The sequence below is a fragment of the Achromobacter sp. NPDC008082 genome, from assembly GCF_042957345.1.
Lineage (GTDB): Bacteria > Pseudomonadota > Gammaproteobacteria > Burkholderiales > Burkholderiaceae_B > Achromobacter > Achromobacter kerstersii_A.
Genome location: NZ_JBIBIB010000004.1, coordinates 267,866 through 280,376 on the forward strand (window position 1 = coordinate 267,866; position 12,511 = coordinate 280,376).

Annotated in this window: 11 protein-coding genes; 8 read left to right on the forward strand and 3 right to left on the reverse strand. The window is 63.5% G+C overall.

Annotation, left to right across the window (positions count from 1 at the left end; translation table 11 throughout):
* The first annotated feature begins 129 nt into the window (after window positions 1-129).
* The 6 genes from ACFZAI_RS17495 to ACFZAI_RS17520 all read left to right on the forward strand — a co-directional run bounded on the left by ACFZAI_RS17495 (window position 130) and on the right by ACFZAI_RS17520 (window position 7,012).
* Entirely contained in the window at window positions 130-798 is a 669-nt protein-coding gene (locus tag ACFZAI_RS17495) for a glycine zipper 2TM domain-containing protein (RefSeq protein ID WP_391568101.1), read from the forward strand.
* 42 nt (window positions 799-840) lie between these two features.
* Window positions 841-1,692 (forward strand): PhaM family polyhydroxyalkanoate granule multifunctional regulatory protein, encoded by an 852-nt coding sequence (locus tag ACFZAI_RS17500; protein ID WP_391568103.1) that lies wholly within the window; start codon window positions 841-843, stop codon window positions 1,690-1,692.
* Between the two features lie 69 nt (window positions 1,693-1,761).
* A complete protein-coding gene (glmU, locus tag ACFZAI_RS17505; protein ID WP_391568104.1) occupies window positions 1,762-3,135 on the forward strand; it encodes a bifunctional UDP-N-acetylglucosamine diphosphorylase/glucosamine-1-phosphate N-acetyltransferase GlmU in 1,374 nt (457 codons plus the stop codon).
* On the forward strand, window positions 3,135-4,532 hold the full coding sequence (locus tag ACFZAI_RS17510; RefSeq protein WP_391568106.1) for an MFS transporter: 1,398 nt from the start codon (window positions 3,135-3,137) through the stop codon (window positions 4,530-4,532). Before glmU ends, ACFZAI_RS17510 begins: the two co-directional genes overlap by 1 nt.
* 102 nt (window positions 4,533-4,634) lie before the next feature.
* Entirely contained in the window at window positions 4,635-5,957 is a 1,323-nt protein-coding gene (locus ACFZAI_RS17515; RefSeq protein WP_175170662.1) for a UDP-glucose/GDP-mannose dehydrogenase family protein, read from the forward strand.
* Window positions 5,954-7,012 (forward strand): glycosyltransferase family 4 protein, encoded by a 1,059-nt coding sequence (locus ACFZAI_RS17520; protein ID WP_391568107.1) that lies wholly within the window; start codon window positions 5,954-5,956, stop codon window positions 7,010-7,012. Before ACFZAI_RS17515 ends, ACFZAI_RS17520 begins: the two co-directional genes overlap by 4 nt.
* A gap of 20 nt (window positions 7,013-7,032) precedes the next feature.
* Here the strand turns inward: ACFZAI_RS17520 and ACFZAI_RS17525 are convergent, their stop codons facing one another.
* The 3 genes from ACFZAI_RS17525 to ACFZAI_RS17535 all read right to left on the reverse strand — a co-directional run bounded on the left by ACFZAI_RS17525 (window position 7,033) and on the right by ACFZAI_RS17535 (window position 8,676).
* Entirely contained in the window at window positions 7,033-7,761 is a 729-nt protein-coding gene (locus tag ACFZAI_RS17525) for a nucleotidyl transferase AbiEii/AbiGii toxin family protein (protein ID WP_391568108.1), read from the reverse strand.
* A complete protein-coding gene (locus ACFZAI_RS17530; RefSeq protein WP_391568110.1) occupies window positions 7,761-8,075 on the reverse strand; it encodes a hypothetical protein in 315 nt (104 codons plus the stop codon). Before ACFZAI_RS17530 ends, ACFZAI_RS17525 begins: the two co-directional genes overlap by 1 nt.
* A 112-nt stretch (window positions 8,076-8,187) precedes the next feature.
* Window positions 8,188-8,676 carry an Lrp/AsnC family transcriptional regulator gene (locus ACFZAI_RS17535; RefSeq protein ID WP_391568112.1) on the reverse strand — a complete coding sequence of 163 codons (489 nt, stop codon included), beginning with the start codon at window positions 8,674-8,676 and terminating at the stop codon, window positions 8,188-8,190.
* A gap of 150 nt (window positions 8,677-8,826) precedes the next feature.
* Here ACFZAI_RS17535 and glmS point away from each other — a divergent pair, with 150 nt between their 5' ends.
* Window positions 8,827-10,659, forward strand: coding sequence for a glutamine--fructose-6-phosphate transaminase (isomerizing) (gene glmS, locus ACFZAI_RS17540; RefSeq protein ID WP_391568113.1), 1,833 nt, complete (start codon window positions 8,827-8,829; stop codon window positions 10,657-10,659).
* A 557-nt stretch (window positions 10,660-11,216) separates the two neighbouring features.
* The gene (locus ACFZAI_RS17545; protein WP_391568114.1) at window positions 11,217-12,476 is read left to right on the forward strand and encodes a nucleotide sugar dehydrogenase; all 1,260 of its coding nucleotides are present in this window, start codon (window positions 11,217-11,219) and stop codon (window positions 12,474-12,476) included.
* The last annotated feature ends 35 nt before the right edge of the window (window positions 12,477-12,511 follow it).

Genomic DNA, 12,511 nt, shown 5'->3' on the forward strand with positions numbered 1-12,511 from the left:
AATGCGCGCGGGTGTCCATCGCCCGCCCTTCGGCTGATTCCCCCCTGCAAAGAAGCGTCACCATCGCAACATGCCGAAACCGCGCCCGGGTGCTATACCGATGCCGGTTAGTTACGATGGAGCATCGTCATGAATACATCTACCCGAATTGAGCACGCGCGCCGCGGCCTGCATCCGCTGGTTGCCGCCGCGTCGATCGCTGTCATTGTCATGTGCGCCGTGGGCGTTGCCGCCGTGATGGGCTGGCTGCCTTCGCCGTCGGCCAATCCGCACGCGGACACGCCGGTGGCCGAGGCTGGCCCGGAAGGCGCCAACCTGGCGCCGGCGCCGCAACCCGCTGCACAGCAGGCCCAGGCCCAGCAGGCCCAGGCGCAACAAACCCAGCAAGGCCGTCCGGCATCGGCTTCCGCGCCGCGGCCCGCCGCGCCCGCACCCGCGCAACAGGCTTGCCAGAGCTGCGGCGTGGTGGAAACCATCCGCCAGGTGCAGGTGCCTGTGAAAGACAACAGCGATCACCTCGTCGGCACCATTGGGGGCGGCGTGGTGGGCGGCGTGGTGGGTAATCAATTTGGCGGAGGCAGCGGCAAGACGGCGCTGACCGTGCTGGGCGCGGTGGGTGGTGCTTTGGCAGGCCGTGAAGTTGAGCGTAATATCAGACAGCAACAAACGGTGACGCACTATGAGCTTACGGTCCGCATGAGTGACGGTAGTGCGCGCCAGTTCCGCAGCGCGCAGCCCTTCGCCTTTGCATCCGGCGATCACGTGCGCGTTGAAAATAATCAGCTGCTGCCGGGTTGACCGGCAGCCAGCGGCAACCATCCGTACGCGGGGAGATCTGGCATGAGCGACTCATTCACCAATCCGTTCGTCCTACCTGGCATGGGGCAGAACTCGGATCTGTCGGGCAACCCTCTGCTGGCCAGCATGGAAATGATGCGCCAGGCCTGGGCGGGTTTGACCGGGCCGGGCGGCCTGGCCAGCAGCCTGCCCATGGCTCCCCCGATGAACCTGGAAGACCTGGACCGCCGCATCGCCGAGCTGCGTTCGGTGGAAAACTGGCTGCGCATGAACTTGTCGATGCTGTCGTCCACCATCCAGGGCATGGAAGTGCAGCGCTCCACCATCAGCACCCTGCGTGCGTTTGTGGACAGCGCGGCCAATATGGACTTGAACACGGTGCGCGAAAGCGGCGCGGCGTCCCCGCTGGAAGTGGTGCTGGGCTTGAAGCCCGCGCCCAAGGCCGCACCCAAGGCTGCGTCCGCGTCCGCGTCAAAGGATGCCGAGGCAGCCAAGGAGCCCAACGCAGACAAGGCCGCGGAGCCGGAATCCGGCATGGCCGGCATGAGCGAACAGATGGGCGCTGCGGCGCAATCGGCATCCAAGGCTTGGTGGGATCTGCTGCAACAGCAGTTCAACCAGATCGCGGCGGCCACCGCGGCGTCGATGCCGTCCAACCCCGCAGCACCGGGCGCGGCGTCCGCCCCGAAATCGGGCGAATCGAAATCGGGTGCGTCTACATCCGGCGAGTCCAAGCCGGGCGAATCCAAGGCTGCCGCTCGCAGCGAGGCCAAGGCGTCGACGCCTGCCGCGCGCAAAACGGCCGCCAAGGGCGCAGCGAAGACCGGCGCCAAGAGCGCCGCCAAATCCGCGCCGCGCGCAAAGAAAACCGGGCCTGCCGACGGCGCGCCCTGATCCTTTTTTCAATCTCGACGGGCGAGCGGCCGCAAGGCTGCTCCGCTGTCTCTCAACCTTTTAGAACTTATGCTTAATGTAGTGATCCTCGCCGCCGGACTGGGCAAACGCATGCAGTCCGACCTTCCCAAAGTGCTGCACACGCTGGCCGGCAAACCGATGCTGGCCCATGTGCTGGACAGCGCGCGCCAACTGAAGCCGGCGCGCATCATCGTCGTGGTGGGCCATGGCGCCGACCGCGTCAAACAGGCGTTCGAAGGCCAGCCGGATCTGCACTTTGTGTTGCAGCAACCGCAGCAAGGCACCGGCCACGCCGTGCAGCAAGCAGTGCCGCTGCTGTTGGAAGGCGAAGGCAAGGATGACGTGACGCTGGTGTTGTACGGTGACGTGCCGCTGGTGCAGCCCGATACCCTGCAACGCCTGCTGGACGCGCGCGGCGCGGGCGCGGCGGTGCTGACCGAAGTGCTGGATGACTCCACCGGCTATGGCCGCATCGTGCGCGACGCCCAAGGCAATGTGTGCCGCATCGTCGAGCACAAGGACGCGTCCGACGCCGAACGCGCCATCAAGGAAGTGAACACCGGCATCCTGACTGCGCCCACCGCCAAGCTGAAAGACTGGCTGACCCGCATCGACAACAAGAACGCACAGGGCGAGTACTACCTGACCGACGTCGTCGGGCTGGCTGTCGTTGACAGCGTGCCGGTGGGCGCGGCGCAACCGGCCGCCGGCTGGGAAACGCTGGGCGTGAACAGCCGCGTGCAGCAAGCCGAACTGGAACGCCGCTGGCAAGGCGAGCAGGCCCGCCGCCAGCTGGAAGCCGGCGTCACGCTGGCCGACCCCGCACGCTTTGACGTGCGCGGTTCGCTCACGTGCGGCCGCGATGTGTTCATCGACGTGGGCTGCGTGTTCGAAGGCAATGTGACGCTGGCCGATGGCGTGCGCGTCGGCCCGCATTGCGTGCTGCGCGATGTCGCCGTGGGCGCGGGCACACAGATCGAAGCGTTCAGCCATCTGCAACAGGCCGAAGTGGGCCGTGATGCGCGCGTGGGTCCGTATGCCCGCCTGCGTCCGGGCGCCGAATTGGGCGACCGCAGCCACGTCGGCAACTTTGTCGAAATCAAAAAGAGCGTGCTGGGCGCTGACAGCAAGGCCAATCACCTGGCCTACATCGGCGACGCCGACATCGGCGCACGCGTGAACGTGGGCGCGGGCACCATCACCTGCAATTACGACGGCGTGAACAAGCACCGCACTGTTATTGAAGACGACGCCTTCATCGGTTCCAACACGCAGCTGGTCGCGCCGGTGCGTGTGGGCCGTGGCGCCACCTTGGGCGCAGGCACCACCCTGACGCGCGACGCGCCGGCTGAGAAGCTGACGGTGTCGCGTGCCAAACAGCTCACCGTCGAGGGTTGGCAGCGTCCCGTCAAGAAGTCGTGATGGCGGAGAACGACCCCGCCCAAGGCGCCGCCCCAAGCGGCGGCGCCAAGCCGGCCCCGCCTGACGGCCTGCCCACGCCACGCCGGTATTGGGCGGCCGCCACGGTGATGACAGGCATCAGCCTGTCGGTGCTGGACACCACGATTGCCAACGTGGCGCTGCCCACCATCGCCGTCGACCTGGATGCATCGCCCGCGCAAGCGGTCTGGATCGTCAACGCCTACAACCTGGCGGTGGTGATGATGCTGCTGCCCTTGTCGGCGCTGGCCGAGCGCATCGGCTTTCGCCGCATGTTCACCTTCGGCCTGATGCTGTTCACGCTGGCGTCGCTGGGCTGCGCGCTGGCCGGCACGTTGTGGCAGCTGACGGCGGCGCGCGTGTTCCAGGGCGTGGGCGCAGCCACCTTGATGTGCATGTTTGGCGGCCTGGTGCGCAACATCTATCCGCTGAAATTGCTGGGACGCGGCATCAGCATCAACGCCACCACGGTGGCCGTGATGTCGGTGCTGGGGCCGACCATCGGGTCGGCCATCCTGTCCGTGGCGCCGTGGCCATGGATCTTCGCGGTCAATCTGCCGATCTGCGTGCTGGCCATGTTCGGCCTGCGCCATCTGCCCGAAGTGCCGCGTAACGACGTCAAGCTGGACTGGGTCAGCGCGCTGCTCTGCATGGTGACGCTTGGCGTCTTCATTTCCGGCGTCGACATGATGGGGCAGGATCTGCTGCGCGGTATTGGCCTGGTGGCGATTGCGGCGGTGGTGGGCCTGGTGCTGGTGCGCCGCGCCAGCCGCCAGCCTGCGCCGCTGGTGCCGGTGGACCTGCTGCGTATCCGTCCGCTGGCGTTCGCCGTGGGCGCGTCGGCGTGCACGTTTGCGGCGCAGATGGCCTCGTATGTGTCGCTGCCGTTCTATTTCCAGCAGGTGTTGGGCCGGCCATACCTGGAGGTTGGCATGCTGATGGGCGCCTGGCCCGTCGGCACCGCCATCATCGCCCCGCTGGCGGGCCGGCTGTCTGACCGCTATTCCGCCGCCACCCTCAGTGGCGTGGGGGCGGCGACCATGGTGGCGGGCATGCTGTCGCTGGCGCTGCTGCCGTCGTCGGTGTCGAACTGGCCCATCGTGGCGGGCATGTTTGTAGCGGGCGTGGGCTTTGGTTTCTTCCAGACGCCGAACAACCGCGCCATGTTGTCGGCCGCACCCCGCTCGCGCAGCGGGGCTGCGGGCGGCTTGCAGGCCACGACCCGCGTGTTCGGCCAGAGCTTTGGCACGGCGCTGGTGGCCATTGCCTTTAGCGTCAGCGTGGCGCACGGCCCCGGGCTGGCGCTGGTGCTGGGCACGATCTGCGCGGCGCTCGCCGTGGTCGTCAACACCGTCCGGTTCAGCAAATTGCGGGTCTAGGGGCCATTCAGCCCCTGGTTCCCGGCCGCTTCTATAATGGCGGCCGGCGCCTGGTTCTTACAGCCAGGCGCGCAAGATTCCCTATTTTGAAGGCGGGCAGGCATGAAGATCACGGTCGTGGGTACCGGTTACGTGGGGTTGGTGTCGGGAGCGTGCCTGGCCGACATGGGCAACGACGTCATGTGTCTGGATGTCGACGCGGCGAAGATCGCCCTGTTGCGCCAAGGCGGCATCCCCATCTATGAGCCCGGCCTGGAAGACCTGGTCCGCCGCAACGTGCAGGCGGGCCGCCTGCATTTCACGGACGACGTGGCGCAAAGCGTGGCCTTTGGCGACGTGCAGTTCATCGCCGTGGGCACGCCGCCGGGCGAAGACGGTTCCGCCGATCTGAAGTACGTGCTGGCCGCCGCGCAGAACATCGCGCGCCACATGACCACGCGCAAACTCATCGTCGACAAGTCCACCGTGCCGGTCGGCACCGCCGACAAGGTGCGCGCGGTGGTGGCCAAGGAACTGGCGGCGCGCGGCGTCGACATCCCCTTCAGCGTGGCCTCCAACCCCGAATTCCTGAAGGAAGGGGCCGCCATCAACGACTTCATGAGTCCGGACCGCGTGGTCGTGGGCGCTGATGACGACTACACCATCGGCGTGATGCGCCGCATCTACGAACCCTTCCAGCGCACGCACGACCGCCTGATGGTGATGGACGTGCGTTCGGCGGAACTGACCAAGTACGCGGCCAACGCCATGCTGGCCACGCGCATCTCGTTCATGAACGAGATGGCGAACCTGGCCGAAGCCTTGGGCGCCGACATCGAACAAGTGCGCCGCGGCATTGGCGCCGACCCGCGCATTGGCTATCACTTCCTGTATCCCGGCGCGGGCTACGGCGGCTCGTGCTTTCCCAAAGACGTGCAGGCGCTGGTCAACACTGCTGCCGAAAATTCCCTGCCTATGCGCGTCATCGAGGCCGCCGAAGCCGCCAACCACGCGCAGAAATTCCGCTTGTCGGAAAAGCTGGTGGAACGCTATGGCGAAGACCTGCGCGGCCGCAAGATCGCCTTGTGGGGCTTGTCGTTCAAGCCGAACACCGACGACATGCGTGAAGCGCCCAGCCTGACGGTCATCGCCGAACTGACGCGCCGTGGCGCGGACGTGCGCGCCTATGACCCCGTCGCCATGCACGAGGCCGCCCGCGTGCTGGTCGGCCAGCCGGGCATCAGCTTCGCCACCGACATGTACGACGCGCTGGACGGCGCTGACGCGCTGCTGATCGCAACCGAATGGAAGGTCTTCCGCGCACCCGACTTCGACCGCGTGAAGGCGCTGCTGAAGACGCCGCTGATCATCGACGGCCGCAACCTGTACACGCCGGCTGACGTGCGCGGCCTGGGCTTTGAGTATTCGGGCATCGGCCGCGCATGAAGATCCTGCAACTGAACTTCGAAAAAGGCTGGCGTGGCGGCGAACGGCAGACGCTGTATTGCATGCGCGCCTTCCGCAAGGCGGGCCATGACGTCGAAGTGATGTGCCGCGAAGGCGCGCCGCTGGCCGAGCGCGCGCGCCAGGAAGGCTTTGTCGCCCACACCTGCCGCAATGTGCCGGGACAGCTGGCGTTTCTGGCGGGCGCCAGCCGCTACGACATCATCCACGCGCAAACCGCCAACACCATCACCTGGGCCGTGCTGACCAAGTGGCTGCATCGCCGTCCCGTGGTGTTCTCGCGCCGCACGTCGTTTGTGGTGAAGCCGGGCGACGAATGGAAGACCGGCTACAAGTGGCGCCACGCCAATCTGTTCGTGGCGATCAGCGAGATGGCCGCCAGCGAGCCGCGCCGGCTGGGCATCGAACCCGTCATCATCCGCAGCGCGGTCGAACCCCTCGCCATCAACGCCGAGAACGTCGCCAACCTGGTGCGCGAATTCGAGCTGACCGGCAAGAAGGTCATGGCGACCTCCGCCGCGCTGATCCGCGACAAAGACCCCGTCACTTTGGTGCGCGCCGTGGGCGAACTGGCCAAGACGCGCCGCGACTTCGTCTTCCTGCACTTCGGCGCAGGCGGCGACCGCGAACAGCAGGCCAAGGACGAAGCCAAGAAGCTCGGTATCGAAGACGTCTACCGCTTCGCGGGCTTTCGCAAAGGCGTTGAAGATTTCTACAGCATCCTCGACGTGTTCGTCATGAGCTCCGAGGAAGAAGCGCTAGGCAGCAGCGTCCTGGACGCCTTCCTGCAGCGCGTGCCGGTGGTGTCCACCGACGCGGGCGGCTTGAAAGAAAGCCTGGCCGACGGGCGCGGCGTGCTGGTGGCGGTAGGCGACCACCAGGCCATGGCCGCCGGCATGGCGCGCTGCCTGGACGACGCCGCATTCCGCCACGACGTGACGGAACGCGCATACGAGTACGTCAAGAACGAACACGACGTGCAGAAAATGGGCAACCGGTATCTGGCGCAGTTCGAGCGGCTGCTGGGCGGGCGCTGACCAGCGGCGACAGACGCCTGTCAGTGCGACGGTGGCGCTTCGCGGCTTGATGCCGCCAGCGCCGACCATGCTGCCAGCCGTTCCTTCGCCCATTGCGCCGCCCAATTCAGATCGGGAAGATGATGGGTTCGAATCCGGTCCCAGGCCAGTTGCTGGGATTGCCGTAGCACCATATGCGATAGTGCGGCCTCTATGCCGTCTAGCTTTGCGCTGAGCAACGACGCTAGCGCCTTTTCGGGAATGGCATCGGCAGGCGCCTCTGTCTGAAGAATGACCCAGTCAAACAGGTCTCGGGCGGTTAGCGCCCAACCGCGGAAGAATAATTTCTTAGCGAGAACTTCGGCGGGGGATTCCATCGGAAAGCGCGTTTCCGATGCGGGGGGGTTCCAGACGTTCGCAGATTCGGGAAGCAGGGGCGCTGCGACGACAAAGTCAATTTCGCCTTCCGCGAAACGCAGCTTTACGTGCGCGTTGTCTTCGTTGTAGCCCGCAAGCTCGTTCTCAAACATATCATTGAGCCGCGGCGAAATGTAGGCAAGCCAAGCGGGGGAATCGACGAAGAGGTCGACGTCGTCGCTGATCCGATGATTCAGCGCAAGCATGAGCCGCGTGCCGCCGCCGAGCACAGGACGAAAAGAATCGCCGCCATGGCGGCGGGCATCCTCAACCAGCAGCTGGGCACGCGTCTCCAGGATTTTCCATGGTCCAGACGCGCGATGTTGCTGTATATCTTTGAGCGAGATTCCCATTACAGGACCCCCTCTAGCGCTTCCTCCCAACGAGGCGCTCTGGGTAGCCCAAATTGTTTGCGTGCCTGCTGGTACAGCGCGTCGGCTTCTTCCAAGCGGACGCCTGCTTCATAGCTGGCTCGGCCGATAAACTCGGGCTCCAGCTCGATGAACATGCTGGCCAGCAATTCCTTTGCCAATGCGTCGCTGGATAAAGACAAAAGATCGCCGCCGCGCAACGCGGCGGCGACGTCAGCCGGATTCACCACTGGCCCATATGGCGCATTGAGGTGAGTCGCAATCATCTCGAGGTATTGGGTGGCGTGCTTCAGCAAGGCATGCTCCTGTACGGAACTCTCTGGCGTCTTGCGCCGGTACATGCCGCATTATCCACCGGCCCGGCCCGACGCGCGCCACAATCGGACGATATCCTGGCCGCATCTCAGCTCACCCCCGCACATCGATCCTCGTTTCAAACTTTGCACGGTGCACCGAGAAGAACGTGCGCACGTTGCGCACGTTGGCTTGCGCCGTGAAGGCGCGGTGCACCAGTGCGTGGTAGGCGGGCATGTCCTTTACCTGGGCGATCACCACGAAGTCCGGGCCGGGCGACACGCGGTAGCACTGAAGCACGGCGGGCTCGGTCAGCATGCTTTGTTCGAACGCGTCCAGGCTTTCGGCCGCCTGCACATCCAGCGTGATTTCGACGATTGCCGTCAACGTGCTGCCCAGCTTTTCGGCGGCCAGGATGGCGACTTGGCGGTCGATCACGCCGTCATCGACCAGACGCCGCACCCGCCGCAGGCAGGTGGGGGGCGAGGCGTGCACGCGTGCGGCCAGATCCTGGTTGGTCAGCGAGCTGTCTTCTTGTAACTGTTCAAGAATGCGCAGGTCCAGATCATCCAGTTCCGGCAGCGAATTTGACATGTTTTGCATGATTAATTCAAAAACTTCGTTTTGAAGAAAGATTATTTAATCACAAATATGTAAGGGAATTAACTTCCAAATATAGACGTATTAAGAAATCAAATTTCTTTGCGGGTCGCGCACAATGCGTCGGTACACGAACTTAGCGGAGTCTCTCCTATGTGCGGCATTGTTGGCGCCGTCGCCCAGCGCGACATCACCCCGATTCTTGTTGAAGGTCTGAAGCGGCTGGAATACCGCGGCTACGACTCTTGCGGCGTCGCCGTGTATGCCGACGGCCATCTGCGCCGTACGCGCAGCACGCAGCGTGTCGCTGAGCTGGCCGACCAGGTTGCTCAAGACAAGGTGCAGGGTTTCACGGGCATCGCCCACACGCGTTGGGCCACGCACGGCGTGCCGGCCACGCACAACGCGCATCCCCACTTCTCGCATCTGGGCAACGACGAGCCGCGCGTCGCGCTCGTGCACAACGGCATCATCGAAAACCACGACGAGCTGCGCGCTGAGTTGCAGGCCGTGGGCTACGTGTTCGAAAGCCAGACCGACACCGAAGTGATCGCGCATCTGGTGAACCACCTGTACGCCGGCGACCTGTTCGAAGCCGTGCAGAACGCCGTGCGCCGCCTGCATGGCGCCTACGCCATCGCCGTGTTCTGCCGCGACGAACCGCATCGCGTCGTGGGCGCTCGCCAAGGCTCGCCGCTGGTGGTGGGCGTGGGCCAGAACGAAAACTTCCTGGCTTCCGACGCGCTGGCGCTGGCCGGCACGACCGACCAGATCATCTATCTGGAAGACGGCGACGTCGTTGACCTGCAACTGTCGCGCGTGTGGATCGTGGACGCCAACGGCAAGAACGTGGATCGTGAAGTGCACACCGTGCACGTGCACACGGGCGCGGCTGAATTGGGCCCGTACCGCCACTACATGCAGAAGGAAATCTTCGAGCAGCCGCGCGCCGTGGGCGACACGCTGCAAGACATCGAAGCCATCACGCCCGAGCTGTTCGGCGATCAGGCGTACAAGGTCTTCAAAGAGATCGATTCGCTGTTGATCCTGGCTTGCGGCACCAGCTACTACGCCGGCCTTACCGCCAAGTACTGGATCGAATCCATCGCCAAGATCCCGGTGGCCGTCGAAATCGCCAGCGAATATCGCTACCGCGACAGCGTGCCGAACCCGCGTTCGCTGGTGGTCACGATCTCGCAGTCGGGCGAAACCGCCGACACGCTGGCCGCGTTGAAGCACGCGCGTTCGCTGGGCATGGAGCACACGCTGACCGTCTGCAACGTGTCCACCAGCGCCATGGTGCGCGAGTGCAAGCTGTCGTACATCACGCGCGCTGGTGTTGAAATCGGCGTGGCCTCGACCAAGGCGTTCACCACCCAGCTGACCGCGCTGTTCCTGTTGACCCTGACGCTGGCGCAAGTGCGCGGCCAGTTGACGGACGAGCAGGAAGCCGGCCATCTGAAGGCGCTGCGTCACCTGCCGGTGGCCATCGGTTCGGTGCTGGCGCTTGAGCCGCAGATCATGGCGTGGGCCGATCGCTTCGCGTCCAAGGAAAACGCCTTGTTCCTGGGCCGCGGCATGCACTACCCGATCGCACTGGAAGGCGCGCTGAAGCTGAAGGAAATCAGCTACATCCACGCTGAAGCCTACCCGGCTGGTGAGCTCAAGCACGGCCCGCTGGCGCTGGTGACCGAGCACATGCCGGTTGTGACCATCGCGCCCAAGGACGAGCTGCTGGAAAAGCTGAAGTCCAACATGCAGGAAGTGCGCGCGCGCGGCGGCGAGCTCTACGTGTTTGCGGATGCCGACAGCAAGATCCAAAGCGCCGAAGGCATGCACGTGATCCGCATGCCCGAGAACTACGGCAAGTTGTCACCGATCCTGCACACCATTCCGCTGCAACTGCTGTCGTATCACACGGCCTGCGCCCGTGGCACGGACGTGGACAAGCCGCGCAACCTGGCCAAGAGCGTGACGGTGGAGTGATCCCCGCAGTGTTTCTTTAGCCGTATCAAATACTTGGCCCACCGCATGCGGTGGGCCAAGTGCATTTTCAGCGCAGATAAAAGTTTGCCCGATCCGCCCGTATCTCATGACTTCAAATTGAAATGATGATATTTTCTGGCTATTAATAAATACGCGCGAATCGCAGATTATCTTCTTGCAGTTTGGTTAAACAAATATAAGAAAAACGCTTTTTAATATTTGTTAACAAAGTCGCCGTTTGATTGTGTTTCCGTTTGTGTAATGAATGTAATTATTTGAGGGATTCCCCAGGTTTATTACGGGGCCACCCTGATTTATTTCCACAGCAATAAAAATTTTTAGAAAAAAGTTTGCTGTGTAGCCCCTTTACGATTCGTTGGCTCGTTGCCCGACACGTATAAGCGGGTATCTAGTTGTAATCAATCTAAAGCAATCTGTCCGCCCTTATATGGCATTCGTATGTCGATTTCATATCGATTACGTGTCGTTGGGCGTCGATTTCTAGTGTCTGCGACACGACGAAAACAGTGAGGTCCCCCGTGGTAAAGAGAATCGCAGTGTGTGGCCTTGGATATGTCGGCCTGCCCGTGGCCGTGGCATTTTCCAAGCGCTTTGATGTCATTGGTTTTGACGTAGATAAGCGGCGAATCGCACGGCTGAAAGAGGGTGATGACTGGACCGGCGAGATCGAACGCGACGTATTGCTTGCGTCCCCGATGACGTTTACCGATCAGGTGTCGGAGCTGGAAGGATGCGACTTTTTCGTGGTTGCCGTCCCGACCCCCGTCGATGAAAAGAACAATCCCGACTTTTCCCTGCTGGTCCGCGCCTGCCGCTCGATCGGCCCCGTGCTGCGCCCGGGCTGCATCGTGGTTTTCGAATCGACCGTGCACCCCGGCGCCACCGAGGAAATCTGCGGCCCCGAGCTCGAGAAAGTTTCGGGCCTGCGCTGCGGCGTCGATTTCAAGCTGGGCTACAGCCCCGAACGCATCAACCCGGGCGACCGCGAGCATCCGCTGGAAAAGATCGTGAAGATCGTGTCCGGCCAGGACAAGGAATCGCTGGAAGTCATCGCGGGCGTGTACGAAAAAATCATCGACGCCGGCGTGCATCGCGCGTCGTCCATCAAGGTGGCTGAAGCCGCCAAGGTGCTTGAGAACACGCAGCGCGACATCAACATCGCGCTGATGAACGAGATGTCGAAGATCTGCGATCTGGTCGGCATTCGCACGTCAGAAGTGCTGGAAGCTGCCGGCACCAAGTGGAACTTCCTGAAGTTCACGCCGGGCCTCGTGGGCGGCCACTGCATCGGCGTTGACCCGTACTACCTGACCTCCAAGGCGCAAGAGCTCGGCTATCACCCCGAAGTGATTCTGTCCGGCCGCCGTATCAACGACGGCATGGCCACGCACGTCGCCTCGCGCGTGGTGCAGACCATGGCCCGCAACGGCCGCCTGAATGCGTCGACCCGCGTCGGCATTCTGGGCATGACGTTCAAGGAAAACGTGCCCGACATCCGCAACTCCAAGGTGGTCGATCTGTACAACGCGCTGGGCAGCTACGGCATCACGCCGGTGGCCTGCGACCCGATGGTCGACTCGGAGCAGATGGAACACGAATACGGCATCAAGCTCGTCCACCGCGACGACTTCCGCGACATGGACGTGCTGATTCTGGCGGTGCCCCACCGCGAAACCATGGAAACGATCTGGGAAGACATGCCGGCGCTCGTCAAGAGCGGCGGCATGGTGTGCGACTTGAAATCTGTGCTCGATAGCAACCGGCTGCAACCCGACGTCCTGTACTGGACGCTTTAAGTCCGGCTTCGCTATCCACCACTACAGGAGAGCCC